This is a genomic window from Micromonospora sp. NBC_00362 (assembly GCF_026342155.1).
Lineage (GTDB): Bacteria > Actinomycetota > Actinomycetes > Mycobacteriales > Micromonosporaceae > Micromonospora > Micromonospora hortensis.
Genome location: NZ_JAPENH010000001.1, coordinates 5728511 through 5754936, shown reverse-complemented (window position 1 = coordinate 5754936; position 26426 = coordinate 5728511). Strand labels below are relative to the sequence as shown.

General features: G+C 70.0%; 28 protein-coding genes. 8 read left to right on the top strand and 20 right to left on the bottom strand.

Going from position 1 to position 26426, the window contains the following annotated elements:
- Positions 1–2: 2 nt before the first annotated feature.
- From OG992_RS26545 to OG992_RS26525, 5 genes are all read right to left on the bottom strand, one after another.
- On the bottom strand, positions 3–812 hold the full coding sequence (locus OG992_RS26545) for an alpha/beta hydrolase (RefSeq protein WP_238687338.1): 810 nt from the start codon (positions 810–812) through the stop codon (positions 3–5).
- A 66-nt stretch (positions 813–878) separates the two neighbouring features.
- On the bottom strand, positions 879–1208 hold the full coding sequence (locus OG992_RS26540) for an ATP/GTP-binding protein (protein WP_112725385.1): 330 nt from the start codon (positions 1206–1208) through the stop codon (positions 879–881).
- 98 nt (positions 1209–1306) lie between these two features.
- Positions 1307–3097 carry a 3-hydroxyacyl-CoA dehydrogenase family protein gene (locus OG992_RS26535; RefSeq protein ID WP_266304560.1) on the bottom strand — a complete coding sequence of 597 codons (1791 nt, stop codon included), beginning with the start codon at positions 3095–3097 and terminating at the stop codon, positions 1307–1309.
- Between the two features lie 127 nt (positions 3098–3224).
- Complete coding sequence (locus tag OG992_RS26530) at positions 3225–4295, bottom strand: alpha/beta hydrolase (protein WP_266304559.1); 1071 nt, start codon at positions 4293–4295, stop codon at positions 3225–3227.
- 80 nt (positions 4296–4375) lie between these two features.
- Positions 4376–4792, bottom strand: a complete 417-nt coding sequence (locus tag OG992_RS26525; protein WP_266304558.1) for an FHA domain-containing protein — start codon at positions 4790–4792, stop codon at positions 4376–4378.
- A gap of 257 nt (positions 4793–5049) precedes the next feature.
- Between OG992_RS26525 and OG992_RS26520 the strand changes: the two genes are divergently transcribed.
- Both OG992_RS26520 and OG992_RS26515 read left to right on the top strand, forming a co-directional pair.
- Positions 5050–6546 carry an aldehyde dehydrogenase family protein gene (locus tag OG992_RS26520; protein ID WP_238687342.1) on the top strand — a complete coding sequence of 499 codons (1497 nt, stop codon included), beginning with the start codon at positions 5050–5052 and terminating at the stop codon, positions 6544–6546.
- An 80-nt stretch (positions 6547–6626) separates the two neighbouring features.
- Positions 6627–7283 carry a trans-aconitate 2-methyltransferase gene (locus tag OG992_RS26515; RefSeq protein ID WP_266304557.1) on the top strand — a complete coding sequence of 219 codons (657 nt, stop codon included), beginning with the start codon at positions 6627–6629 and terminating at the stop codon, positions 7281–7283.
- Positions 7284–7291: 8 nt separating this feature from the next.
- On the opposite strand, the gene nucS is transcribed toward OG992_RS26515, so the two are convergent.
- The gene (gene nucS, locus OG992_RS26510) at positions 7292–7951 is read right to left on the bottom strand and encodes an endonuclease NucS (RefSeq protein ID WP_112584054.1); all 660 of its coding nucleotides are present in this window, start codon (positions 7949–7951) and stop codon (positions 7292–7294) included.
- Between the two features lie 71 nt (positions 7952–8022).
- Between nucS and OG992_RS26505 the strand changes: the two genes are divergently transcribed.
- A complete protein-coding gene (locus OG992_RS26505; protein WP_124857624.1) occupies positions 8023–8640 on the top strand; it encodes a DUF4126 domain-containing protein in 618 nt (205 codons plus the stop codon).
- Between the two features lie 85 nt (positions 8641–8725).
- A complete protein-coding gene (locus OG992_RS26500) occupies positions 8726–9022 on the top strand; it encodes a DUF1540 domain-containing protein (protein WP_203120485.1) in 297 nt (98 codons plus the stop codon).
- A gap of 37 nt (positions 9023–9059) precedes the next feature.
- Here OG992_RS26500 and OG992_RS26495 read toward each other — a convergent pair whose 3' ends face one another.
- Positions 9060–11066, bottom strand: a complete 2007-nt coding sequence (locus OG992_RS26495; protein ID WP_238687345.1) for a protein meaA — start codon at positions 11064–11066, stop codon at positions 9060–9062.
- 151 nt (positions 11067–11217) lie between these two features.
- Here OG992_RS26495 and OG992_RS26490 point away from each other — a divergent pair, with 151 nt between their 5' ends.
- The 3 genes from OG992_RS26490 to OG992_RS26480 are packed head-to-tail and all read left to right on the top strand — an operon-like array spanning position 11218 to position 13772.
- Complete coding sequence (locus OG992_RS26490) at positions 11218–12069, top strand: ABC transporter ATP-binding protein (RefSeq protein ID WP_238687346.1); 852 nt, start codon at positions 11218–11220, stop codon at positions 12067–12069.
- Complete coding sequence (locus OG992_RS26485; RefSeq protein WP_091405863.1) at positions 12066–12911, top strand: ABC transporter permease; 846 nt, start codon at positions 12066–12068, stop codon at positions 12909–12911. Before OG992_RS26490 ends, OG992_RS26485 begins: the two co-directional genes overlap by 4 nt.
- A 48-nt stretch (positions 12912–12959) precedes the next feature.
- Positions 12960–13772 carry an alpha/beta hydrolase family protein gene (locus tag OG992_RS26480; RefSeq protein ID WP_266304556.1) on the top strand — a complete coding sequence of 271 codons (813 nt, stop codon included), beginning with the start codon at positions 12960–12962 and terminating at the stop codon, positions 13770–13772.
- A gap of 44 nt (positions 13773–13816) precedes the next feature.
- Here OG992_RS26480 and OG992_RS26475 read toward each other — a convergent pair whose 3' ends face one another.
- Positions 13817–14665: a 3-hydroxyacyl-CoA dehydrogenase family protein gene (locus OG992_RS26475; RefSeq protein ID WP_110561611.1), complete on the bottom strand. Its 849-nt coding sequence runs from the start codon at positions 14663–14665 to the stop codon at positions 13817–13819.
- Positions 14666–14760: 95 nt separating this feature from the next.
- On the bottom strand, positions 14761–16203 hold the full coding sequence (murA, locus tag OG992_RS26470; protein ID WP_266304555.1) for a UDP-N-acetylglucosamine 1-carboxyvinyltransferase: 1443 nt from the start codon (positions 16201–16203) through the stop codon (positions 14761–14763).
- On the opposite strand from murA, the gene OG992_RS26465 reads away from it, so the two are divergent.
- Positions 16202–16774 carry a cob(I)yrinic acid a,c-diamide adenosyltransferase gene (locus OG992_RS26465; protein ID WP_266304554.1) on the top strand — a complete coding sequence of 191 codons (573 nt, stop codon included), beginning with the start codon at positions 16202–16204 and terminating at the stop codon, positions 16772–16774. The genes murA and OG992_RS26465 overlap by 2 nt on opposite strands.
- A 363-nt stretch (positions 16775–17137) precedes the next feature.
- On the opposite strand, the gene OG992_RS26460 is transcribed toward OG992_RS26465, so the two are convergent.
- The 11 genes from OG992_RS26460 to OG992_RS26410 all read right to left on the bottom strand — a co-directional run bounded on the left by OG992_RS26460 (position 17138) and on the right by OG992_RS26410 (position 26255).
- Positions 17138–17593 (bottom strand): DUF2550 domain-containing protein, encoded by a 456-nt coding sequence (locus OG992_RS26460; protein WP_266304553.1) that lies wholly within the window; start codon positions 17591–17593, stop codon positions 17138–17140.
- A 12-nt stretch (positions 17594–17605) separates the two neighbouring features.
- Positions 17606–17887, bottom strand: a complete 282-nt coding sequence (locus OG992_RS26455; protein ID WP_030333186.1) for a F0F1 ATP synthase subunit epsilon — start codon at positions 17885–17887, stop codon at positions 17606–17608.
- Positions 17888–17975: 88 nt separating this feature from the next.
- Positions 17976–19118 (bottom strand): LCP family protein, encoded by a 1143-nt coding sequence (locus OG992_RS26450; protein ID WP_238687473.1) that lies wholly within the window; start codon positions 19116–19118, stop codon positions 17976–17978.
- A 219-nt stretch (positions 19119–19337) separates the two neighbouring features.
- On the bottom strand, positions 19338–20774 hold the full coding sequence (gene atpD / locus OG992_RS26445; RefSeq protein WP_210785813.1) for a F0F1 ATP synthase subunit beta: 1437 nt from the start codon (positions 20772–20774) through the stop codon (positions 19338–19340).
- A complete protein-coding gene (locus OG992_RS26440) occupies positions 20774–21703 on the bottom strand; it encodes a F0F1 ATP synthase subunit gamma (protein WP_238687351.1) in 930 nt (309 codons plus the stop codon). Before OG992_RS26440 ends, atpD begins: the two co-directional genes overlap by 1 nt.
- 4 nt (positions 21704–21707) lie before the next feature.
- The gene (gene atpA, locus OG992_RS26435) at positions 21708–23360 is read right to left on the bottom strand and encodes a F0F1 ATP synthase subunit alpha (RefSeq protein WP_238687352.1); all 1653 of its coding nucleotides are present in this window, start codon (positions 23358–23360) and stop codon (positions 21708–21710) included.
- Between the two features lie 165 nt (positions 23361–23525).
- Positions 23526–24347, bottom strand: a complete 822-nt coding sequence (locus OG992_RS26430) for a F0F1 ATP synthase subunit delta (protein ID WP_238687353.1) — start codon at positions 24345–24347, stop codon at positions 23526–23528.
- Complete coding sequence (locus tag OG992_RS26425) at positions 24347–24886, bottom strand: F0F1 ATP synthase subunit B (RefSeq protein WP_112584053.1); 540 nt, start codon at positions 24884–24886, stop codon at positions 24347–24349. The genes OG992_RS26430 and OG992_RS26425 overlap by 1 nt, the downstream gene beginning before the upstream one ends.
- Before the next feature lie 32 nt (positions 24887–24918).
- A complete protein-coding gene (locus tag OG992_RS26420) occupies positions 24919–25146 on the bottom strand; it encodes an ATP synthase F0 subunit C (protein WP_074314047.1) in 228 nt (75 codons plus the stop codon).
- A 63-nt stretch (positions 25147–25209) separates the two neighbouring features.
- Positions 25210–26007: a F0F1 ATP synthase subunit A gene (gene atpB / locus OG992_RS26415; protein WP_112584020.1), complete on the bottom strand. Its 798-nt coding sequence runs from the start codon at positions 26005–26007 to the stop codon at positions 25210–25212.
- 11 nt (positions 26008–26018) lie between these two features.
- The gene (locus OG992_RS26410) at positions 26019–26255 is read right to left on the bottom strand and encodes an AtpZ/AtpI family protein (protein ID WP_091405894.1); all 237 of its coding nucleotides are present in this window, start codon (positions 26253–26255) and stop codon (positions 26019–26021) included.
- Positions 26256–26426: the final 171 nt, after the last annotated feature.

Below are 26426 nucleotides of genomic sequence, written 5' to 3'. Positions count from 1 at the left end.
GGTCAGTCCGCCTTGGTGGCGGCCGGGCCGGGGACGGGGGTGTCGGCGAAGGCGGCCACGGTGCGGTCGGCGTACGCGCTGACGTCGCCGGCCTCCGTCGGGCCGTCCCAGGTCGTCGGAAGCGGCACCTCGACGGCTGGGTTGACCCGCCGGACGATCTCGTCGAGCACCGTCTCCGCGTCGCCCACCCACAGGTGCTTGGCGCCCGGCACCCCGACCACCTCGGCCTGTGGCACGGCGGCGAACCGCTCCCGCGCCTCGGTGGGGCGCAGGTAGTCGTCGAACTCCGGCACCAGCGCCACCAGCGGCCGACCCGAGTTGGCCCAGGTGGCCAGGTCCTCGGGGGCGGAGAAGCGCAGCGGCGGGGAGAGCAGGATCGCCCCGGCGATCGTCGGGTCGCAGCCGTACTTCAGCGCCAGGTCGGTGCCGAACGACCAGCCGACGAGCCAGATGTTGGGCAGCTCGGCGAACTCCGCGTACTCGATGGCGGCGGCCACGTCGTACCGCTCGCCCACCGCGCCGTCGAAGGCTCCCTCGCTGGTGCCGCGCACGCTGCTGGTGCCCCGGGTGTTGAACCGCAGCACCGCCAGGTCGGCCAGCGCGGGCAGCCGCCAGGCCGCCTTGCGGAACACGTGGCTGTCCATCATTCCGCCGTGGGTGGGCAGCGGGTGCAGGCAGACCAGGGTGGCCACCGGCGGCCGGTCGGCCGGCAGGGCCAGCTCACCGACCAGCCGCAGACCGTCGGCGGTGTGCAGCTCGATGTCCTCCCGGCGGCCGGGCAGGATCGACGACGCGCGGATCGCTGTGCTCACCGCCCAAGTCTGTCGCGAAGTCGCCGCCGCCGCCCGCCCAGGCACGAACAGGGTGACCCAGGTCGCTCAGTAGCGCGGGGAGCCCCGGCCACGCTGCACCGCCGGGCCGCGCCGTTCCCGGGCCCGCCAGCAGCCGCTGTGCCAGTGCCGCCGGTCGGTCAGGTCACCCAGGCCGTCCGCCGGCCAGGCCACCAGGTGCGCCACCCCGGGCCGGATCTCCTGGTTACAGCCGGGGCAGCGGTACGTCTTGACCGACGCGCCAGCGCCGATGCCGCGTACCTGCCAGGCGCCGTCGGTCCACTGCTGCACCGAGGCGACGCCCTGGCGGACCCGGTCGGCGTCCAGGTTGGCGTTCTCGTCCCGGCGAGGGCGGTTGCGACGGGGGCTCACAGTCACCAAGGTTACGGTCACTCCCAGCTGGCCGGCTCGCCACGGTCGTCGGCGACCCGGAGCCCCGCCGAAACCGTGCTGACCTCCGCGTCGTGGGCGACCGGTCAGCGGTGCGAGTGGTCGCGGAAGCCGCGGCGGGTCTTGCGGCCCAGGTAGCCGGCGGTGACCAGGTGCTCCAGCAGCGGCGCGGGCGCGAAGCCCGGCTCGCGCAGTTCCAGGTACAGCTCGCGCTGGATGGCCAGGGAGACGTCCAACCCGACCACGTCGAGCAGCTCGAACGGGCCCATCGGGTAGCCGCAGCCCAACTTCATGGCGTGGTCGATGTCGTCGGCCGTCGAGTAGCTGGCCTCCAGCATCTTCACCGCGTCGTTCAGGTACGGGAAGAGCAGCGCGTTGACGATGAAACCGGACCGGTCGCCGCAGACCACGCCGGTCTTGCCGAGCGCGGCGCAGACGGCGCGGGCGGTGGCGGTGGCCTCCGGGGAGGTGCGGATGGTGCGGACGACCTCGACCAAGGGCATGACCGGGGCCGGGTTGAAGAAGTGCAGCCCCACCACGTCGGCCGGCCGCTGGGTGGCCATCGCCACGTCGATCACCGGCAGCGACGAGGTGGTGGTGGCCAACACCACACCCGGCTTGCAGATCTCGTCGAGGCTGGCGAAGAGGGCCTTCTTGACGCTCAACTCCTCGACGACCGCCTCGACCACCAGGTCGACGTCGGCGAGATGGTCGAGTGTGGCGGACCAGCTGATCCGGCCCAGGGCGGCGTCCCGGTCGGCCTCGGCGAGCTTGCCCCGCACGACGCCCTTGTTCAGCGAGGTCTTGACCGCCTCGCAGACCTTCGCGGACTTCTCCATGCCACGGGTCACCGAGACGACCTCGTAGCCGGCCTTCGCGAAGACCTCGATGATCCCGGTGGCCATGGTCCCGGAGCCGACCACGCCGACCTTCGCGATGGCGCGCGCGCCGTCGGCGAGCGCGGCGTCAGTGGCCAACGGCGTCGCCTCGTCCGGTACGACAACCGGGGAGCCGGGCCGCTCGTAGGTGTAGAAGCCCCGGCCCGACTTCCGGCCGAGCAGCCCCGCCGTCACCATCTGCTTGAGCAGCGGCACCGGGGCGTGCCGGCGGTCCCGCCCGCCGCGCCGGTACATGGTGTCCAGGATCTCGTACGCGGTGTCCAGACCGATCAGGTCCATCAACGCCAGCGGGCCCATCGGCAGGCCGCAGCCGAGCTTCATGGCGGCGTCGATGTCCTCCCGGGTCGCGTAGTGCGACTCGAACATGGCGACCGCGTGGTTCAGGTAGCCGAAGAGCAGCGCGTTGGCGATGAAGCCGGCCCGGTCGTTGATGGTGACGTCGACCTTGCCGAGCCGGGCGCAGAGCTCCTCAACGTCGGCGACCACCTCGGGTGCGGTGACGACAGTGCGGACCACCTCGACCAGCTTCATCACCGGGGCCGGGTTGAAGAAGTGGATGCCGATCACCTGGTTGGGTCGGCTGGTGGCGACCGAGATCTCGGTGACGCTCAACGACGAGGTGTTGGTGGCGAGGACCGTCTCCGGTCGGCAGACCCGGTCCAGCTCGGCGAAGATCCGCTGCTTGAGGTCCAGGTGCTCGGGCACCGCCTCGATGACCAGGTCGACGGAGTGCAGCGCGTCCAGCCCGACAGCGAAGTGCACCCGCTCGTGCAGGGCGTCGCGGTCCGCCTCGGCGAGCTTGCCCTTGGCGACCGCCCGGTCGGTGGAGCCCTTCAGTGTGGCCCGGCCGCGCTCCAGCGCCGGCGCGGAGATTTCCACTGCCACCACGTCGATGCCGTTGCGGGCGAAGACCTCGACGATGCCGGCACCCATGGTGCCCAGCCCCACCACACCAACGGTGCTGAACTCGCGCGCCACGACCGGCCTCCCCAGAGACTCCGCACGGCCACTGAACGGCCGCTAAGGTTATGCGCGCGAGTCTGCCACGTGACGGTGAGTTGTCGAGACGCCGTGGCATATTTCACCCACGGCTCAGCGGCACCCGCTACCCGGCCGCCACGCTGGTCAGGGCCAACAACTCCGCGACGAACTCCGCGGGGCGCTCCAGGTGCGGGCTGTGCCCGCAACCGGGCAGCACCACCTCGTGGTACGCGCCGCCGGCCGCCGCGTACCGGTCGAGCACCGCCCGGGTCTGCCCGACCATCGGCTGCGGTGGGCAGGCGTCCGCGCCGGGCCAGCCGGGCACGAGATCCAGCGAACCCAGGTACGCCAGGTCGAAGAGCGAGGTGTCCGAGACGATGACGTCGACGTCTCCGCGTACCCAGGTGACCGGCGGTTTCTCGGCGACGGCCACCAGCTCGTCGGCGAGCCGGAACCAGGTCGGCGACAGCGCGTTGAGCACCCCGCGCTCCCCCGGCGCGGTGCCCGGCCAGTTCTCCGACGGCACAGCGGTGCCCGGGTAGTTGTCGTCCCCGGTGGCGGTGGACAGCACGGTGTCGAGCAACAGTTCCTCGTCAGTGCCCAGCGAGGCGGGATCGGCCACATAGGTGGCTCGCAGCACGGCGCGCGGGCTGGCCGGCGCGTCAGCGCTTCGGTCACCGGCCGCGAGGCGGGCGACGAAGTCCGGGTTCGCCGTGCCGGCGCCGGTGCCGGCGAAGTCGGCCGTGGTCGGCGTGCCGGTCAGGTCGCGGGTGCCGCCGAAGCCGTACGGGGAGACCGGTGCGGCGAGCAGCAACCCGCCCACCCGGTGCGGATGGTCGACCAGCAGGCGCATCGCCACCCCGCCGCCGAGGGAGTGCCCGACCACCACCGGGCGCGCGTCGGCGGCGAAGAGCGTCGGGTCGTCCAGCAGTGCGGCCACGTCGTCGGCGAAGTCCCGCAGGCCCCGGGTGGCGTCCACCGGGGCGGTCGCGGAGTCGCCGTACCCCCGCAGGTCGGGGGCGACCACCCGCAGCGTCGGTGGCAGACGGCGGACCAGCGGCTCCCAGAACATCGCGGACGAGCAGTTGCCGTGGATCAGCAGCACCGATGTGCCGTCCGGCGGGCCGGCCACCCGTACCGCCTGGGTGATGCCGTTCGCCGTCACGATGCGCTGCTCGGTCTCCATCCGCGGCATGGTGCCACGGGTGTCCCCGCCGGTCCAGGTGTCGGACCGCCACCCAACGGAGCCACCCGGTGTGGCAGGCCGCCAGGCGATCAGCGACGCGAGCCCGGTGGCGCGGCCAGCGGCAGCGGCAGCGTCGGTCGGACGTCGCGCCGGGACGGGCCGAAGCTGAGCCCCACCGGGTCGGTGAGCGCCACCCCGGGGTCGAACAGGCGCAGTTCGGTACGACCCAGCCGGATCACGTCGCCGTCGGAGAGGCGTTCCACCTCGCTGATCCGCCGGTCGTTGAGCCAGGTGCCGTTGGTGGAGCCCAGGTCCCGCAGGGACGGGCCCTCCGGCGCCAACCACACCTCGGCGTGGCGACGGCTCAGGTGTGGGTCGTTGATGACCACCTGACCGCTCGGCGCTCGGCCGATCACCTGTATCTCGGCCCGCATACGAAAGCTCGCGCCGCGCATCGGTCCACCCGCGACCGTCAACAGCGGCATCAGTTCCGGATGTTCCTCCATGGACAGTCAGCCCTCCACCCCGCACCGTCACTCCGCGCGTCAGCTTGCCATCAGACGGTAGTCGTCAATACCGACCGGCCGGTCAGCCTCTCGTCACCTCCCGGCCATCTGCCGTTCGACGATTCGGGCGGGCCGTATCCGTCACCAACGCCCTGACCTGCACTGATCAACGATCGGCCGGGTTGGTGCGACGCCGCTCTCCCGGCCCCGAATCGGGGACCCTACCGGCGAGTAATCCTCGGGTCTAGACTTCCGCCATGACGGCAGTGCATATCCCGGGCGTTCCGGTCATCGACGCGGGCCAGTTGGTTTCCACCAGCCCGGCGACCGGCGCTGAGGCCGGTCGCCTCCCGGTCGCCACCGACGCCGACGTGCGGCAGGCCGTCGACAGCGCCCGCGCCGCCGGCGAGTGGTGGGCGGGTCTCGGCTTCACCGGCCGCCGCCAGCGGATGCTGCGGTGGCGTGCCCTGCTCGCCAAGCGCATCGAGCAGTTGGCCGAGTTGGTGCACGTCGAGGGCGGGAAGCCGATCGCCGACGCCATCGTCGAGATCGTCACCGCGATCGAGCACATTGACTGGGCCGCCCGCAACGCCGGCCGCGTGCTCGGTCCACGCCGGGTGCGGTCCCGGCTCATCCTCGCCGAGTTCTCCGGGCACCTCGAATACCAGCCGTACGGGGTGGTCGGCGTGATCGGGCCGTGGAACTATCCGGTCTTCACGCCGATCGGCTCCGCCGCGTACGCCCTCGCCGCCGGCAACGCCGTGGTGCTCAAGCCGAGCGAGTACACGCCCGCGGTCGGCCAGTGGCTGGTGGACAGCTTCGCCGAGGTGGTGCCCGAGCAGCCGGTGTTCACCGCCGTGCACGGGCTGGGCGACGTGGGCGCGGCGCTGTGCCGCTCCGGCGTCAACAAGCTGGCCTTCACCGGCTCCACCGCCACCGCCCGAAAGGTGATGGCCGCCTGCGCCGAGACGCTGACCCCGGTGCTCATCGAGGGCGGCGGCAAGGACGCCATGATCGTGGACAGCGACGCCGACCTGGACGCGGCCGCCGAGGCGTGTGTCTGGGGCGGCATGACCAACGCCGGCCAGACCTGCATCGGCATCGAGCGGGTGTACGCGGTCGACGCCGTCTTCGACGCCTTCGTCGACAAGGTGGTGACCCGTGCCGGTCGGCTGACTGTCGGGCCGGAGGGCACCGACATCGGCCCGATCACCATGCCCAAGCAGATCGACGTGATCCGCCGGCACATCGACGCCGCCATCACGTCCGGCGGGCGCGCCGTGCTCGGCGGTCCGAGCGCCGTGCAACCGCCGTACGTCCACCCCACGGTGCTGGTGGACGTGCCGGAGGAGTCGGCCGCCGTCCGCGAGGAGACCTTCGGCCCCACGCTGACCATCAGCCGGGTCCGCGACGCCGACGAGGCCGTCACCCGCGCCAACGCCCTGTCGTACGGCCTCGGGGGTTCGGTCTTCGGCCGGCGGCGCGCGGTGGCCACCGCCCGGCGGCTGCGCTCCGGGATGGCGTCGATCAACTCCACGCTGACCTTCGCCGGCATGTCCACCCTGCCGTTCGGCGGTGTCGGCGACTCCGGCTTCGGGCGGATCCACGGGGAGGACGGCCTGCGTGAGTTCGGTCGGTCCAAGGCGATCACCCGACGTCGTGCCCGGTCACTGCTGCCGTCGATGACCTTCGAGCGCACCCCCGCCGACGTGGCCCGACTCGTCAAGGCCATCAAGGTCATGTACGGGAGGTAAGTGTCGGATAACCGATCATCAACAAGGATCGGCGTATCCACATGTTTATACGCCGTGGTCACGGCGGTACATTGCGTTAAATGGGCCCCAATCGATTGCGCTACCGCCTTGTCGACAGTGACCAGTCGTGGAGCGCCCGACGGCGTCGGCACCGCTCGGACTGGCTGGCGCGCACCTTTCCCGACATCGGCGACATGCACGTGGTCGACCTCGGCGGTCGGCTCGGCACCTGGCACCGCGCCACCGTCCGACCGGCCCGGGTGACAGTCGTCAACCTGGAGCAGCCGCCCGCCGTCGTCCCGGATTGGGCCCACGTCGAGCAGGCCGACGCCTGCGACCTGCCCCCGCACCTCAGCAAGGGCAGCTTCGACCTGGTGTTCTCGAACTCGGTGCTGGAGCATGTGGGCGGGCACGAACGCCGGATTCGCTTCGCCGCCGCCGTCCGCTCACTCGCCGACCGGCACTGGGTGCAGACGCCCTACCGCTACTTCCCCATCGAGCCACACTGGATCGCACCCGGCATGCAGTTCCTGCCGGTACGACTGCGCACCGCGTTGGCCCAACGCTGGCCGTTGGGGCACAAGCCGACCCGCAGCCACGACGCCGCCATCCACCAGGTGCTCTGGACCGAGCTGTTGGACCGCTCGCAGATGCGTCACTACTTCCCCGACTCGACGATGCTGGTGGAGCGGGTGTTCGGTCTGCCGAAGTCACTGATCGCGGTGCGCACCGGGTAGCGCGCCGGTCAGAAGAGGGTCAGCTCGTCCTTCACGATGCCGCGCAGCTTGTCGTAGTCCACTACCACACACCGGATGCCCCGGTCGGTGGCGAGCACCCGGGCCTGCGGCTTGATCTCCTGGGCGGCGAAGACCCCGACGACCGGGCTGAGCAGCGGGTCACGGTTCATCAGCTCGAGATAGCGGGTCAACTGCTCCACCCCGTCGATGTCGCCACGCCGCTTGACCTCGACGGCGACCGAGCCCGAGTTGGCATCCCGGCACAGCAGGTCGACCGGGCCGATCGCCGTCATGTACTCGCGGCGGACCAGCGTGAACCCCTCACCCAGGGCACCCGGGTTGGCGGCCAGCAGCTCCTGGAGGTGCGCCTCCACCCCGTCCTTGCGCAGGCCCGGATCCACACCCAACTCGTACGAGGTGTCCTGGAAGATCTCCTCCAGGGTGATCCGCAGCTCCTCGCCAGCCTTGTTGACGACCCGCCACACACCGGGGGCCTCCTCCAACCGACACGGCGGGCTCATCCAGTTCAACGGCTTGTACGCCCGGTCGTCGGCGTGAATAGACACCGACCCGTCCGCCTTCACCATCAGCAACCGGGTGGCCAGCGGCAGGTGAGCCGAGAGCCGTCCGACATAGTCCACCGAGCACTTCGCAATGACCAACCGCACCCGACGAGGGTAGCCGAGCACCCACCGGCCGCCAGCGAGCGGCACTGGCGCGTCGATGCGATGCTGAGATCGTGTTCGAAGTCCTCACCGGCACCGGTCTCGCCGCCTCGGCGGGGCTGAACGCCTACATACCCCTGCTCATCCTCGGCCTGCTCGGCCGTTACACCGACCTGATCGACCTGCCCAGCGGCTGGACCTGGCTCGGCAACGGCTGGGTCATCGCCATCATGGCCGTGCTGCTCGCCGTGGAGATGGTGGCGGACAAGGTGCCAGTGGTCGACCACATCAACGACGTGGTGCAGACAGTGGTCCGACCCACCGCCGGTGGCCTTGCCTTCGGCGCCGGCTCCTCGTCGGAGACGGTGACGGTCAGCGACCCGGGGAGCTTCTTCTCGTCCCACCAGTGGGTGCCGGTCGTCACCGGCGTACTGCTGGCGTTGGGCGTGCACCTGCTCAAGTCCGCGGCCCGCCCGGTGATCAACGCGACCACCGCCGGCATCGGCGCCCCGGTCGCCAGCACCGCCGAGGACGCCACCAGCGTGGTGGTCTCCCTGGTGGCGATCATCCTGCCGGTGCTGGTGCTCGTCGCCCTGGTCGGGCTGGCGTTCTTCACCTTCTGGTTCTTCCGTCGTCGATCCGAACGACGCCGCGAACGAGAGGCCGCGCGCGCCGCCGGCTTCCGCGTCTGACGCGGCGGATCGGCGGCCCGCCATACCGGGGTTCCACTGGTCGACAAAAGCCTAGGATCGGGGCAAGAGCCTAGAGGAGGTCGGCATGACCGCAGCGTTGGAGATGCCCCGAGTCCAGGAATGCGTGGTCGCCGCGTGCGCGTACAACCAGTCGGGTGACTGCCACGCGTTCGCGATCACCATCGGCAGCATGGATCACGCCCACTGCCACACCTTCGTCGAGTCGCCCGTCCGGGGTGGCGTGGAGAGCCTGATCGCGCAGGTGGGCGCCTGCCAGCGCGCCGACTGCCGGCACAACGAGCAGTTGGAGTGCCACGCGGCGTCGATCAGGGTGGGCCCGGACAACGACATGGCCGACTGCATGACCTACGCCGGCCGCTGACCCACGCCGGTCGGCGACCTGTCGGGGCAGCTCTCGGTCAGGGCAGGTCGTTGGCGCGACGGATGACAGTCACCAGGTCGTCGATGATGCCGGTGAGGGCGAAGTCCTTCGGGGTGAAGACCCGGGCGACACCGGCCGCCCGGAGAGTGTCCGCGTCACTGGCCGGGATGATGCCGCCCACCACCACCGGCAGGTCCGCCCGGCCGGCGGCGCGCAGCCCGTCGAGCACCGCGGGCACGGCGGCCAGGTGCGACCCGGAGAGCACGGAGAGCCCGACCAGGTCGACGTCCTCCTCGACAGCGGCGGCGACGATCTGCCCCGCGGTCAACCGGATGCCCTGGTAGACGACCTCGAAGCCGGCGTCGCGGGCGCGTACCGCGATCTGCTCCGCGCCGTTGGAGTGCCCGTCCAGGCCCGGTTTGCCGACCAGCAGCCGCAGCCGGCCGCTGCCCAGCTCCCGTGCGGTGGCGGTGACCCGCTCGCGGACCGCCACGAGGCCCGGCTCCCCACCGCCGCCGGTGGCGCCGGCCAGGCCGGTCGGCGCCCGGTACTCGCCGAAGACCTGGCGCAGCGCGCCGGCCCACTCGCCGGTGGTCACCCCGGCCCGCACACACTCCAGTGTGGCCGGCATCAGGTTGGTGGTGGTCGCGGCGTCCGCGCGCAACCGGGCCAGCGCCGCGTCGACGACGGCCGGGTCCCGGTCGGCCCGCCACCGGTGTACGCCGTCCACGGCGGCCGCCTCGACCGCTGGATCGACCTGCTCGACGGCGTCCGCGCCGGCGGCGGTCAGCGGGGAGGGTTCGGTCTCGGTGTACCGGTTGACCCCGACCACCACGTCGGCACCGGACTCCATCCGCCGACGGCGCTCGGCCAGCGACGCGACAAGCGCGCTCTTGAGGTAGCCGGTCTCCACGGCGGCGACGACGCCGCCCAGCTCCAGCACCTTGTCCAGCTCGACCCGCGCCCCGGTGACGACCTCGTCGACGAGCGCGGTCATCACGTGCGAGCCGGCGAAGAGGTCGGGATATTCGAGCAGATCCGACTCGTACGCCAGGACCTGCTGCATCCGCAGCGACCACTGCTGGTCCCACGGTCGGGGTAGGCCGAGCGCCTCGTTCCAGGCGGGCAGTTGGACCGCACGGGCCCGGGCGTCACGGGACATCGTCACGCCGAGCATCTCCAGCACGATGCGCTGGATGTTGTTCTCCGGCTGCGCCTCGGTGAGGCCGAGCGAGTTGACCTGCACGCCGTAGCGGAACCGCCGTTGTCTGGCGTCGGTGACCCCGTACCGGTCCCGGGTGATTTCGTCCCAGAGCACACCGAACGCGCGCATCTTGGCGATCTCCTCGACGAAGCGCACCCCGGCGTTGACGAAGAACGAGATCCGCTGGACCACGTCGCCCATCCGCTCGGCCGGGACCTGGCCGGAGTCTCGGACCGCGTCGAGCACGGCGACCGCTGTGGCCAGCGCGAAGCCGACCTCCTGCACGGGCGTGGCGCCGGCTTCCTGGAGGTGGTACGAGCAGATGTTGACCGGGTTCCACCGGGGCATCTCGCGCAGCGTGTACGCCACCACGTCGGCGGTGAGCCGCAGCGACGCCGCCGGCGGAAAGATGTAGGTGCCCCGGGACAGGTACTCCTTGATGATGTCGTTCTGGGTGGTGCCGGCGCAGCGGGCCAGGTCGGCGCCCTGCTCCAACCCGACGGTGCCGTACAGAGCGAGCAGCCACATCGCCGGGGCGTTTATGGTCATCGAGGTGTTCGTGTCGGCGAGCGGAAGACCGTCGAAGAGCGCCCGCATGTCACCGAGGTGGGCCACCGGCACTCCGACCCGTCCGACCTCGCCGGCGGCGAGTTCGTGGTCCGGGTCGTACCCGGTCTGGGTGGGCAGGTCGAAGGCGACCGACAGGCCGGTCTGCCCCTTCGCCAGGTTGCGGCGGAAGAGGGCGTTGGTCGCCGCGGCCGACGAGTGGCCGGCGTAGGTGCGCATCACCCACGGGCGGTCCCGCTCGGGCAGCCGCCCCGGGAATGCCGTCTCATCCATGGCCGGAGTCTAAGTTACCGTTCAGTAAAAGGAGCTGTGGAAAACCACACAGGTCCATGTCGGGGACGTCCGGGTGGCAAGCGCCCGCAGTGGCGTGGACCGCCACACCCCGGGCACCACCCGGCCCAGGCCAGGACGCACACTGGACGGCATGGATGACGAGCTGGCCATCTCCGTCCGGGGGCTGCGCAAGGCGTACGGCGACAACGTGGCGGTGGCGGGCGTGGATCTGGACGTCCACCGCGGCGAGGTGTTCGCGTTGCTCGGCCCGAACGGCGCCGGCAAGACCACGACGGTGGAGATCCTGGAGGGTTACCGCCGCCGGGACGCCGGCGAGGTCACCGTCCTCGGCGCCGATCCGGCCAGACCGGATGCCGACTGGCGCTCCCGGGTCGGCATCGTGCTCCAGGGCACCGGCGAGTTCGACGAGCTGACAGTGGCCGAGGTGATCCGGCACTTCTCCGGCTTCTACCCCGACGCGGACGACCCGGAGAAGGTGATCGAGCGGGTCGGGCTGGCCGACAAGGCGAAGGCCCGGACGCACACCCTCTCCGGCGGGCAGAAGCGCCGCCTGGACGTGGCCCTGGGCATCATCGGCCGTCCCGAGCTGCTCTTCCTCGACGAGCCGACCACCGGTTTCGACCCGGAGGCCCGCCGCGAGTTCTGGGAGCTGATCCGTGACCTCGCCGCGGCCGGCACCACGATCGTGCTCACCACCCACTACCTCGACGAGGCCGAGGCCCTCGCCGACCGGGTCGGCGTGATCGCCGGCGGCCGGCTGGTCGAGGTCGCCGCCCCCAACCGGCTGGGCAATCGGCAGGAGGCCCTCGCGACGGTCTCCTGGCGTACCCCGGAAGGGACGGTGGACAGCGCGCAGAGCGCGACGCCGACGGCCTTTGTGGCCGACCTCGCCGCGCGCTACGGCGGCGAGGTCCCCGGGCTCACGGTGACCCGGCCGACCCTGGAGGACGTCTACCTCACCATGATCGGACACGCGCGATGACGACCACGACGAAGCCGGCGACGCCGGTCACCGCGACTCGCGGCCGACGGCCGGGTGCCGGCGCGCTCGCCCTGCGCCAGGGACGACTGGAGATCACCCAGTTCCTGCGCAGCCGGGAGTCGGTGGTCTTCACGATGGGCTTCCCCATCATCATGATCCTGATCTTCGCGTCGATCTTCGACGGCACGATCGGCGGCGGGGTCAAGTTCACCCAGTACTTCATCACCGGCATGATCGCGACCGGCCTGATGACTGTGAGCTTCCAGAACCTCGGCATCTGGATCCCGATCGAGCGGGACCGGGGCGTGCTCAAGCGCTACCGGGGCACGCCGATGCCGAAGTGGGTCTGGTTCGCCGGCAAAGTGATCATGGTGGTGGCGATCGGGATCGCCGAGACGGTCCTGCTGCTGGCCGTCGCGGTGGCGCTGTTCGACCTCGACCTGCCGGGCACCGCCGCGAAGTGGTTCACCTTCGGCTGGGTCGCCGTGCTCGGGGTGACCGCGTGCACCCTGTGCGGCATCGCGATCTCGTCGCTGGCCCGCACCGCCCGCAGCGGCTCCGCGGTGGTCACCCCGGTGGCTCTGGTGCTCCAGTTCATCTCCGGGGTGTTCTTCGTCTTCACCGACCTGCCCACCTGGATGCAGCAGGTGGCGGCGGTGTTCCCGCTCAAGTGGATGTGCCAGGGGCTGCGGTCGGTGTTCCTGCCGGAGAGCTTCGGCGCCCAGGAGCCGGGCGGCTCGTTCGAGCTGGGCCGGGTGGCGGTGGTGCTGGCCCTGTGGTGCGTGATCGGTGTGGTGCTCTGCCTGACCACCTTCCGCTGGACGACCAAGCGCGACGGCTGACGCCTTTCCGGGGCCCCCGATCCGCCGTGGGGCTGCCAGACTCTGACGATGGCCGCTCGACCGACCCGGCGCGGGCTCCTGCTCGCGGGGGCAGGGGCGACGGCGCTGGCGGTCGGGGTCGGCTGGACGGCCCGCGACCTGATCCGGCCGTCGCCGACGCGGCCCGTTCCCCCGGACGCGCCGGCCGGCGACGAGCGACTGGTCAGCCGCCAGTCCGCCGCACGTGACCGCTCGGTCGACTTCTACACCGCCGTCCCGGACGGGCACGGCGACGGTCAGGGGTTGCCGGTCTGCCTGGTGCTGCACGGCGCGTCCACCACCGCACGGGACTTCCCCGGGCTCGGCCTGGGGCGCTTCCTGACCGACGCGGTACGTCGGGGTGCGCCGCCGTTCGTGCTCGCCGGAGCGACCGGCGACCGCCTCTCCTGGCGCCCCGCCGGCCGGGACGACCCGCAGCGGATGGTGCGTGAGGAGGTGCCGGCCTGGTGCGCCGAGCGGGGCTTCGACGCCACCCGGCTGGCGGCCTGGGGCTGGTCCATGGGGGGCTTCGGCTCGCTGTTGCTCGCCGCCACCTGGCCGGGGTCACTCCGGGCGGTGGCGGCCTTCTCCCCCGCCGTCGCGCCAGGTGATGCCGTCTTCGCCGGTGTCGACCGGCTACGCGGCACTCCGCTGGGCCTCTGGTGCGGTCGCCAGGACGACCTCCTCGCCGACGTGCAGGCGCTGGAGCGGGCCCTTCCCGAGCCGGCCGCCCGAGCCGAGTACGCCGACGGCGGGCACGACTTCCGCTACTGGGGCTCGGTCATACCCGCTGCCCTCGACTTCGTCGCGGGAGCGCTGGCCGCGCCGCCCGGCCCGAGTTGAGCTGAACCGGGGGGCCCGCGAACGGGCCCCCGCGGCTGCCGGTCTCAGTAGGTGTAGAAGCCCTTGCCGGTCTTGCGGCCCAGGTCACCGGCGGTGACCATCCGCTGGAGCAGCTCCGGCGGGAAGAACTTCTCGTCGGCGGTGTCGGTGTAGATGTTCTTCGAGGCGTGCAGCAGCACGTCCACGCCGGTCAGGTCGGTGGTGGCCAGCGGGCCCATCGCGTGCCCGAAGCCCAGCCGGCAGGCGGTGTCCAGGTCCTCCGCGGACACCACCCCGGACTCCACCAGCTTGACCGCCTCCATCACCAGGGCGGAGATCAGCCGGGTGGTGACGAAGCCGGCGATGTCCCGGTTGACCACGACGACCGTCTTACCGATCTCCTCGGCGAAGGCCCGCGCGGTGTCCAGCGTGGCGTCGCTGGTCTTGTAACCGCGTACCAGCTCGCAGAGTTGCATCATCGGCACCGGGGAGAAGAAGTGGGTGCCGACCACCGCCTCGGGCCGCTCGGTCACCGCGGCGATCTGGGTGACCGGGATGGCCGAGGTGTTGGTGGCGAGCACCGCGTCCGACTTGCAGATCTTGTCCAGGGCGCGGAACACCTCGTGCTTGATCTCCAGGCGCTCGAAGACCGCCTCGACCACGATGTCCGCGTCCGCCGCCGCCTCCAGGTCGGTGGTCGGGGTGATCCGGGCCAGCGTCGCCTCGACCTCGGACGCCTCGATCTTGCCCTTCTCGGCGAACTTCTCCAGTGACTTCCGAATGCCGCCCAGACCCCGGGTGGTGGCCGCGTCGTCCAGGTCGCGCAGCGTCACCTGCCAGCCCGCCTGCGCCGCCACCTGGGCGATGCCGGAACCCATCAACCCGGCTCCGACGACCGCGAGTCGACCCGCCATCTGCTTCTCCCTCGCTGCGATTGAGTGCCTGCCTGCACCCTAGTCGGCGAGCCTGAACGATGGCTAAGTGGCGGTCGGGCCGGGTCGTGGGGGCCTCAGATCTCCAGCGCCGGCTCCTCCGGCGTGGTGCCCCGCTCGACCGCCACCCCGAGCGCACGCAGGTCGGCCACGAAGTCCGGGTAGCCCCGGTCGACGTGGTGCACGTGGGAGACCTCGGTGACCCCCTCCGCGCAGAGCCCGGCGATGATCAACCCTGCTCCGGCCCGGATGTCGGTGGCCCGCACCGGGGCACCGGAGAGCCGCTCCCGACCCCGGACCACCGCGTGATGCCCGTCGGTCTTGATGTCCGCGCCGAGCCGCATCATCTCGTTGGCGAACATGAACCGGCCGTCGAAGATGTTCTCGGTGATCAGGGAGGCACCGTCGCTGACGGCCGCCAGCCCGATCGCCATCGGCAGCAGGTCGGTGGCGAAGCCGGGGTACGGCAGCGTCACCACGTCCACCGCCCGGGGCCGCTCGTCCATCCGTACGCGGAAGCCGTCTCCCCGGGTCTCCACTAGCCCGCCGGCCGCCACGACCTTGTCCAGGGCGACCTCCAGGAAGGCCGGGTCCAGCCCGGTCACCGTCACGTCGCCGCGGGTCATCGCCGCGCCGAACGCCCAGGTGCCGGCGACGATCCGGTCCCCCACCGTGGCATGGCGCACCGGACGCAGACCGGGCACACCGGTGATGCGCAACGTCGACGTGCCCGCGCCGACGATGCGCGCACCCATCTGGTTGAGCATCGTGCAGATGTCGACGATCTCCGGCTCCCGGGCCGCGTTGTCGATCATCGTGGTGCCCTGGGCCAGCACCGCCGCCATCACCAGGTTCTCGGTCGCGCCGACGCTGGGGAAATCCAGCACGATGTCCGCGCCACGCAGCCCGTGCGGGGCGGAGGCGATGACGAAACCGTGCTCACCGGAGATCTCCGCGCCCATCCGGGTCAGCCCGGAGATGTGCATGTCCAACCCCCGCGACCCGATCGCGTCGCCGCCGGGGTGGGCCACCCGCACGTACCCCCGGCGGGCCAGCAACGGGCCGAGCACGCAGATCGACGCGCGCAGCCGTCGGACCAGGTCGTAGTCGGCCTCCGCGCCCGGCTGCTCGGGTACGTCGATCGTCACCGACCGGGACCGGGCCACTCCACCACGGACGACCATCGGGTCGACCGGGTCGTCCGCGTCGAACTGGACGTCGCAGCCCAGCCGTCGCAGCACCTCCCCCATGATCGCGATGTCGGTGATCCGGGGGACGTTGGTGATCACACTGCGGCCCGGCGCGAGCAGCGCGGCGGCCATCAGCTTCAACGCCGAGTTCTTGGCACCGACCACGTGCACGGTGCCGGACAGTCGGCCGTCACCGCGTACCCGGATGACGTCGACATCGTTGACCGCCGAATCGCCGGCGTCGCCGGGACCCACCACCACCGGCCAGCCGGCGGTGCTGTCCGGCCGCGCCGGGATCGTCAGGTCGGGAATCCGTAGGCTGTGCGTCATGGCCGTCCACCTCACGCGCATCTACACCAAGGCCGGCGACGCCGGCATGACCAGGCTGAGCAACAACGAGCAGGTGCCGAAGACCGATCCACGGATCGCCGCGTACGCGGATGTCGACGAGTGCAACGCGGCGATCGGTGTCGCGCTCGCGCTGGGAAACCTCGACGAGGAGCTTCGCGGTGTGCTGGGGTCGGTGCAGAACGACCTGTTCGACGTCGGCGCCGACCTGTCCACCCCGGTCGAGCCGGAGCCGAAGTACCCGCCGCTGCGGGTCACCGAGGCGTACGTCGAGCGCCTTGAGGGCTGGTGCGACGAGTACAACGCACGCCTGAGCAAGCTCGACTCCTTCATCCTCCCCGGCGGCACCGCAGGTGCGGCACTGCTGCACGTGGCGCGGACCGTCGCCCGGCGTGCCGAACGGGCAGCGTGGGCGCTGGTCGGCCACGATCCGGAACGAACCAGCACGCTCCCGGCAAAGTATCTCAACCGGCTCTCCGATCTGCTCTTTATCCTGTCAAGAACGGCAAATCCGGCAGGAGACGTGCTATGGGTGCCGGGCGGCAAGCGCTGAACGTCGGGCGCTTCGCACCACGTCGAGGTCTGGGTTCCCACTCTGCCCGCCACCACGCGTAGCCAGGGCCGACTCCTCGGCGAGCCAAGCCGACCAGCACCTCGACCGACGCGCAAGCCGCGCAGCCCGGCGCGCATCGCAGCGCGGCGCGGCGCGCAGCGCAGCACCGAGAAGGCGGGACTCAGCCGCCCCGGTAACGGCAGGTGATCAAAGCCCGCCGGATCGACGCACAGCGGCAACGAAGGGTTCCCGGGGAGCCCGCCCGGCGCAGGGATCAAGCCTGACCGCCCGGAGCCGGGCGTGCTCCCCCGGAAACCCAGAAGAGCGACCACGGAAGCCAAGAGCAACCACAGAAAGAGCCGATCAGGCAGCCGGCCAGTCCTGGGAGGCCATACGCGGCGAGACCGCCCCCGGAGGGGCGGCCTCGAGCCAGGAGAGAAAACCGGTGACTGTCGATCGCGCCATGGCGATCTCCACCGGTGCGTGGTTACTCGTACAGCGGAGGATTACCCAGTCGGCCGGCATGGAGAACCGTTCCTGACCTTCGGGCAACCGGCGGCGCTCCACGGCCAGTCCCTTGCGGGAGAGCACCCGCTTGGGCCGGATCGCGAAGCTGAACATCCGGTACCAGCGAAGCTCTTCACCGGCGAACCGGCCGAAGCCGGGCGACCAGCCGCGGCCGTCGAGCATGGTGGAGACCCGCACGCTGAGCCGGATGATGCCACCGCTGCGGGTGACGAGAGCTCGCCGGACGAAGAGGGTCAGAAGCGCGCCGAGGATGACGACAACGCCGATTCCGAATCCTTCGACGATCTCCATCCCCGGTGTGGCTCAGCGGCTCTGCGCGGAGACCGGGGTTGCGCTCTCGGCCAGCACGGTGACACCGTCGGCGCTCACCGAGAGGAAGCCGCCGGCCACCTCGTAGGCGACCTGCTCGCCGCCGGCGAGCTTGATGCGTACCTGGCCGGGCTCGGCGAGTTGGCCGAGCAGCGGCGCGTGCCCCGGCAGGACACCGAGCTCGCCTTCGGTCGTCCGGGCGACGACCATCTCGGCGTCACCGGACCAGACCTTCTCCTCGACGGCGACGAGCTCGACGTGAAGCTGCTGTGCCACGCTGTCTCCTTGCTGCGGCTACGGATTGCCGAAAGTCTAGCCTGACGACGCGGCGCGCCCAACGCGGGTGGGGACAACGCCGACCTGACTACTTGGCCTTGTTGACGAATTCCGGGTGCTCCAGCAGGAACGGGTCAAGTTGCTCGTTGTGCAGGGCGGTGAAGAAGTCCGGAACACCGTCCTGGAACTGCTCGCCCAGGTACTTACTACCCTCGAAGACCCCGCCACCGGGCAGCTTGATCATCTCGATGGTGTTCGGGCGGATGTCCTTCAGGGCGAGCCCGAAGTCGACAACGCTGTTGCCCCGGCCGTTGAAGATCAACGACTGGCCGGCGGCACGGAGCACCTTGTCCAGCTTGATCGGGTTGGACACCACGTCGGCGCTGAACGCCTGGCCGACCATGGCCTTGACGAACTGCTGCTGGTGGCGCTGCCGGCCGTAGTCGGAATCCGGAACGCCGTTCTTCGGGTAGCGCTGCCGGACGTAGTCCAGCGCCTGCCACCCACTCAGGTGCCGGTTGCCCTTCTTGTAGATCGCCTGCGGGCCGACGTAGCCCTCACCACGCGTGTTGCCCGGCCGCGGCTTGCCGTCCGGCTGCTTGTGCTCGGACTTCACGTCGCGCTCGATGTACATGTCGACACCGCCCATGGCGTCGACGATCTTCTGGAAACCGGTGAAGTTGATGATCGCGCCGGCGTCGAAGCGCTTGATGCCTGTGAGGTTCTGCACTGTGGTGGCCAGCAACTCGAAGCCCCGTGCCGCGTCCGGGTTGGCTCCCGGCACCTTGCTGCCGAACGACATCGCGGCGTTGATCTTCGTGGTCTCGCCCGGGAAGTCGGCCTTCTTGAAGGCCGGGATCCGCACGTAGAGGTCACGAGGCAGCGAGAACAGGTAGGCCCGGTCCATCGAGGCCGGCACGTGCAGCACCATGATCGAGTCGGCCAGCGGCGCGGCCGTCGGCGTACGCGGGTCGATGCCGACGAGCAGGATGTTCAGCGGACCCTTGATGTCGCTCTTCTTCGCCTGGGCGCCCGCCGCCTGGTCGCCGAAGAGGTCGGCCTTGCCGACGGACCCCTCGTAGCGGGCCATGAGCACCTCGGTGCCGACCAGCACGGCGCCGCTGAGCACCGTCAGCACGGTGCCGAACACCGTGCAGATCCTGGCCCACCGCGGCACACCTCGCCAGATGGACCGCTTGCGGCCACTGTTACCGGCCTTACCCACGAGCAGCTCCGTTCGTTACGCCCACGATGAGGAAGACGGGCGCACGTCGTCGAAAGGTTGCAAAGATCAACGCTCGTTCACGTGAGCGCGGAACGAACCGTAGCTCGGGACCCTCCGGAGTGACGACCACGAGTAACGGACCGCGACGATGGTAAGACGCGAACATGAACAAAAGACTGCCCCGGCATTGCCGGGGCAGTCTTTTTGCTACGGATGAGAGCTGGGTCAGCTCTTCATCAGCTCCTCAGCCTTGCGCTCCAGGTCCTCGAGACCGCCGCACATGAAGAACGCCTGCTCGGGGAAGTGGTCGTACTCGCCCTCGCTGATCTTGCGGAACGCCTCGATGGTCTCCTTGATCGGGACCGTCGAGCCCGGCACGCCGGTGAACTGCTCCGCCGCGTAGGTGTTCTGCGAGAGGAAGCGCTCGATCCGCCGGGCGCGAGCCACGGTGATCTTGTCTTCCTCGGAGAGCTCCTCGATGCCGAGGATGGCGATGATGTCCTGCAGGTCGCGGTAGCGCTGCAGGATCCGCTTCACCTCGGTGGCAACCTGGAAGTGCTCGGCGCCGACGAACTCCGGGGCGAGGATCCGGGACGAGGACGCCAGCGGGTCCACGGCCGGGTAGATGCCCTTGTCGGAGATCGACCGCTCCAGGTTGGTGGTCGCGTCCAGGTGGGCGAACGTGGTGGCCGGGGCGGGGTCGGTGTAGTCGTCCGCCGGCACGTAGATCGCCTGCATGGAGGTGATGGCCTGGCCCCGGACGGAGGTGATCCGCTCCTGGAGTTCGCCCATCTCGTCGGCCAGGGTCGGCTGGTAACCCACGGCGCTCGGCATACGGCCGAGCAGGGTGGACACCTCCGAACCGGCCTGCGTGAAGCGGAAGATGTTGTCGATGAAGAGCAGCACCTCCTGCTTCTTCACGTCCCGGAAGTACTCCGCCATGGTCAGCGCGGAGAGCGCCACCCGAAGCCGGGTGCCCGGCGGCTCGTCCATCTGGCCGTAGACCAGCGCGGTCTTGTCGATGACGCCGGACTCGGTCATCTCGGCGATGAGGTCGTTGCCCTCACGGGTGCGCTCCCCCACGCCGGCGAACACCGAGGTGCCACCGAAGTTGCGGGCAACCCGGGTGATCATCTCCTGGATGAGCACCGTCTTGCCCACGCCCGCGCCGCCGAACAGGCCGATCTTGCCGCCCTTGACGTACGGGGCGAGCAGGTCGATGACCTTGATGCCGGTCTCCAGCATCTCGGTCTTCGGCTCGAGGTCCGCGAAGGCCGGGGCCTTGCGGTGGATGCCCCACCGGTCGTCGGCCTCGAACGTCTCGCCCTCTTTGAGGTTGAGCACCTCGCCGATCGCGTTGAACACCTTGCCCTTGACCGCGTCACCCACGGGCACCGTGATCGGCTCGCCGCGGTCGCGCACCTCGGCGCCACGGACCAGGCCGTCGGTCGGCTGCATCGAGATGGCACGGACCAGGTTGTCACCCAGGTGCTGGGCAACCTCCAGGGTCAGCGTCTTCTCACCGCCGGACAGGTTCACCTTCACGTTCAAGGCGTTGAACAGGGGCGGCATCGCGTCGCGCGGGAACTCGGCGTCGACGACCGGGCCGATGACCCGGACCACGCGACCCGTGGCCGTCTTGGTCTCTACTGGTGCAGTCATCACACTTCACTTCCCGACGCGGCCAGCGCGTTGGCGCCGCCGACGATCTCGCTGATCTCCTGGGTGATCCCGGCCTGGCGAGCCGAGTTCATCTCGCGCGTGTACTTCTCGATCATCTCTTCGGCGTTGTCGGTGGCGCTCTTCATCGCCCGCCGCCGTGCCGCCGACTCACTCGCCGCCGACTCGATCAACGCCGCGTAGATCCGCGTGTTGATGTACCTCGGCAGGAGCGCGTCGAGCAGCGCCTCCGCCTCCGGCTCGAACTCGTACGCCGGCAGCAACCCCTCGGAGCGCGGCCGGTCCTCCACCTGCATCGGACCGATGACCTTGGTGACCGGGTTCTGCGTCATGAGCGAGTGGAACTCGGTGTAGACGATGTGCAACTCGTCGACGCCGAGCACCCCGTCCGCTCCGGCCCCGCCGTCGACGTCGTCCGCACCGGCGGTGAACGCCTTGATCAGCGTCTCACCAACGGTACGGGCGTCCTCGAACGACGGCTGCTCGCTGAAGCCGGTCCAGTTCGCCTCGATCGGCCGCTCGCGGAACCGGTAGAACCCGACGCCCTTACGCCCGATGACGTAGAGCACCGGCTCCTTGCCGTCCGCCCTGAGCCGCGCGATCAGCGACTCGGCCATCCTGATCGCGTTGGAGCTGTAACCGCCGGCCAGGCCACGGTCACTGGTGACCAACAGGACGCCGGCCCGCCGCACCCGCTCGCGCGGGGTGAGCAGCGGGTGGTCGATCCGCGCGTTGGACGCCAGCGCCGTGAGCACGCCGGTGATGGCCTGGGCGTACGGCAGGGACGCCTGCACCCGGGCCTGGGCCTTGGCGATCCGGCTCGTCGCCACGAGCTCCATCGCCTTGGTGATCTTCTTCATCGACTTCGCCGAGCGGATCCGTTGACGAAGAACGCGTACCTGGGCCGCCACGGGATCAGCTCTCGGCCGGGCGGTCGGTCGCGCCGTCGCGGAAGCGGGTCACCGTCTCGCGGTTCTCGTCGCCCTCAAGCGGCGCGGCCGGCGCGTCGTTGACCTTGCGCTCGTCCTCCTTGTTGAGGAAGACCTGCTTGAACTCGGCGATCGCGCTGTCCAGTGAGCCGATGATGTCATCGTTCCACTGGTTGTCGGCGATGCCGGCCAGCACACCCTGGTGCTTGTGCCGCAGGTACTGGAGGAACTCCGACTCGAAGCGGCGGACCTCGCCCACCGGGACGTCGTCCAGCTTGCCCTCGGTGCCGGCCCAGACCGTAACGACCTGCTCCTGCACCGGGAACGGCGAGTAGTTCGGCTGCTTGAGCAGCTCGACCAGGCGCGAACCGCGGTCCAGCTGGGCACGGGAGGCCCGGTCCAGGTCGGAGGCGAAGGCGGCGAACGCCTCCAGCTCGCGGTACTGGGCCAGGTTGAGCCGCAGCGAACCGGCGACCTTCTTCATCGGCTTCACCTGCGCGGCGCCACCGACCCGGGAGACCGAGGTACCGACGTTGATCGCCGGACGGACGCCCTGGTTGAACAGGTCGGTCTCCAGGAAGATCTGGCCGTCGGTGATCGAGATGACGTTGGTCGGGATGAAGGCCGAGATGTCGTTGGCCTTCGTCTCGATGATCGGCAGACCGGTCATCGAGCCGCCACCCAGCTCGTCGGAGAGCTTCGCGCAGCGCTCCAGCAGGCGGGAGTGCAGGTAGAAGACGTCACCCGGGTACGCCTCACGGCCCGGCGGGCGACGCAGCAGCAGCGACACGGCGCGGTACGCCTCGGCCTGCTTGCTCAGGTCGTCGAAGACGATCAGGACGTGCTTGCCGCCGTACATCCAGTGCTGCCCGATGGACGAGCCGGTGTACGGGGCGAGGTACTTGAAGCCAGCCGGGTCGGACGCCGGCGAGGCGACGATGGTGGTGTACTCCATCGCGCCCGCCTCCTCGAGCTGCCCCTTGATGGAGGCGATCGTGGAGGCCTTCTGGCCGATGGCGACGTAGATGCAGCGAACCTGCTTCTTCGGGTCGCCGGTGCGCCAGTTGTCCCGCTGGTTGAGGATGGCGTCCAGGGCGACAGTGGTCTTACCGGTCTTCCGGTCACCGATGATGAGCTGCCGCTGGCCCCGACCGATCGGGGTCATCGCGTCGATGGCCTTGATGCCGGTCTGCAGCGGCTCGTCGACGGACTGCCGGGACATCACGTTCGGAGCCTGCAGCTCCAGCTCGCGGAAGCCCTCGTTGGCGATGTCGCCGAGCGCGTCGATCGGCTCACCGAGCGCGTTGACCACGCGGCCGAGGAAGGCGTCGCCGACCGGAACGGAGAGAACCCGCTCGGTGCGCTTGACGCGCTGCCCTTCCTCCAGCTTGGCGGAGTCACCGAGAACGACGACGCCGATCTCCCGGACGTCGAGGTTCAACGCCACGCCGAGCGTGCCGTCCTCGAACTCCAGGAGCTCGTTGGTCATGGTCGAGGGCAGGCCCTCGACGTGGGCGATACCGTCGCCGGTGTCGGCGACGGTGCCGACCTCCTCGCGGGAGACGTCGGACGAGTAGGAAGAGACGTAGCGCTCCAGGGCGCCGCGGATCTCCTCCGTCGAGATGGTCAGCTCGGCCATCCTCTGCTTCCTTAAAATTCAGGGGCCCGGGATACCTAGTACCGACCGGTCCGAATGGCGTCTGTCATTCCGGGCACTGAGCGATCCAGTCACCCCGATGCTGGGCGGCGGAGCCGCTCAGCGCCGGGGCGGCGAAGCCACCACATTGCTGGGCGGCGGAGCCGCTCAGCGCTTCGCGAGCGCGTTGCGGGTCTCGTTGAGGCGGCGCAGGATGGTGCCGTCGTACAGGTCGGAGCCGACCCGCACGCTCACGCCACCCAGGACGTGGGGGTCCACCGTCTGCTTGACGGAGACCTCTCGACCGTATATCGCGCTGAGGCTCGCACCCAGCCGGCGCTCGTCCTCGTCACTCAACGGGGCCGCGACGGTCACGTACGCCACCTGCCGGTCGCGTCGCTCGGCGGCGAGTTCCACCAGCCGGGTGAGCGCGCCGGTGAAGGAGCGCCCCCCATACCCGCCGAGTGCGACCTCGACGAGGCGGACGGTGACCGGACGGGCCTTGTCGGCGAGCAGCTCGCGGGCCAGGGTGGCCCGCTGCTCGACCGGGGCGACCGGGTCGGCGAGTGTGTTGCTCAGCGCCGACTGACCGGCCACTACCTGACCGAAGCGGAACAGCTCGTCCTCGACCTCGCCCAGCTCGCCGGCCTTGTCGGCGCTGGCCAGCAGCGCTTCCACGCCCAGCCGCTCGGTGCCGTCGAGCAGCTCCGAGGGTGCCGACCACCGGCCGGCGACCAGCGACACGAGCAGGTCGAGCGCGTCCGCGCCGATCCGCCCGCCGAGCATGTCGCCGAGCAGAGCGCCGCGATCCTCGCCGGACCGGGACGGCTCGGAGAGCGCCCGGCGCAGCCGCGGCTCACGCCGCAGCAGGGTCGCCACGGAGAGGATGGCGTCGGCGGTGGAGGCCACCGCTGACGGCTCCGCGCCGCGGACGTACGCGTCGAGGCGCTCGGCCGCGACCTTGTACGACTCCCGGCTGGCGGCCTGCATCAGCGGGCCCCCGTGCTCTCGAGACCGCTCAGGAACCGGTCGACGGTGCCCTTACGCCGCGCCTCGTCGGCCAGCGACTCGCCAACGATCTTGCTGGCCAGGTCCACCGCGATCGTGCCGACCTCCGCGCGCAGCTCGCGCACGATGGTGGCCCGCTCGGCGGCGAGCGCGTCCTTGCCCGCCTGGATGACCCGGTCGGACTCTTCCCGCGCCTTGGCGAGGATGTCCTGGCGGATGCCCTCGGCGTCGGCCCGCGCGTCGTCACGGATCTTGGCGGCGTCGGTCCGGGCCTCAGCGAGCTGGGCACGGTACTGCTCGAGCAGCTGGTTCGCCTCGGCCTGGGCGGCCTCGGCGCGCTTGATGCCGCCCTCGATGGCGTCGACCCGAGCCTGGAACGTCTGCTCCATGCGCGGGAAGACGAACTTCATCAGGACGAAGCAGAGCACGGCGAAGGCGACCGTGCCGACCACGATCTCTTGCCAGATCGGAATGATCGGGTTGTGGTCTGACTCACCACCCTCGGCGGCGAGGAGGAACAACATGGGTGACCTCCCGGTCGGAAGGGGCGGAATCAGCCGGCCCAGATGAAGCCGAAGGCGATGCCGAACAGCGCGAGCGCCTCGATGACGGCGAAGCCGATCCAGACGTACGGCAGGGTCATGCGCGACGACTCGGGCTGCCGGGCGGTCGACTGGATGTAGGCGGCGAAGACCAGGCCAACGCCGATGCCCGGGCCGATGGCCGCGAGGCCGTAGCCGATGGCGGCGGTGCTGCCCTCTACCGCGGCGACGTAATCCATTAGTGGTTCCTCCTGGTTATCACGCGTGACTCTCACGCGGGACGACAACGGTTGGTGCGTGGATCAGTGCTCTTCGGCGAGCGCGCCCTGGATGTAGCTGGCGCTCAGCACGGTGAAGACGTAGGCCTGCAGGACGATGACCAGCGCCTCGAGAAGGGTCAGCGCCACTGTCATCACCCAGGAGACCACCGAGATCGGCGCCAGCCAGGCGTTGGCGTTGAGCATCGCGAAGCCGCCGAGCGTGAAGACCAGCAGGAGCATGTGGCCGGCGAACATGTTCGCGAAGAGACGGACGGCCAGCGAGAACGGCCGGATGATGAAGGTCGAGAACGCCTCGATCGGGATCAGCAGCGGCAGGATGTACCACGGTGCCGGCGGGATCAGGGCGTGCTTGAAGTATTTGCCGAAGCCGTGGTGCCGGATGCCGATGTAGTTGAACAGCACGTAGCTGATCACCGCGAGGATCGCCGGGAAGGCGATGTGCGAGTTCGGCGAGATCTGGAAGAGCGGAATGATCGCGAACGCGTTCGTCACCAACACGAAGCAGAACAGCGTCGTGAAGTAGGGAGCGAACCGCACGCCCTGGTGACCGATCATGTCGACCGAGATGTTGTTCCGGACGAAGCCGTAGATCGACTCGGCGAACCACTGCTTCTTGGTCGGCACCAACTTCGGGTTCCGATAGGTCGCCAGGAAGAAGATGATCAGAAAGCCGACCGCGACCCAGATCATCAGCGTGAACTTGGTGAACCACGGGGCGTTCTCCACACCCCAGGGCACGATCGCGGGCAGGTAGAAGTCGTCCACACTGGGTGGGAATGCCGCCTGGCCCGCTGCCAGAACGTTCGCCTGTCCGAACACCGTGTCCCTTCCTAAGTAGGCGTGCCGAGCCGACGGACGACGAGGATGATCCCCCCGGTCACGCCGAGCACGACGCCGATGCCGGTGGCGACGCCACCGGTATCGAGCCACTGGTCGACCAGCCAGCCGATGAAACCCCACACGAGCATTCCTCCGATGAGGTAGCTGAGCGCGGTCCAACCCTGACCGGCGCCGGACGGATAATCGTCCGGTTCACCGGCGGGACGGGGGGTTTGGTCACCAGCCATGACGGGGCGAACGATATCAGCCGGGAAGACGAGGCTGTGCCTCACCCCCCGCACAACCGTCGTTGTGTGGGCTTCTCGTGGGCGCCGTCGTCTGTGGGCACGCTACTCCCCTTCCGCCCGTCGGAAAATGACCGGAGGCCGACACATTCCGGCGCGTCCGCTGGTTGGGAC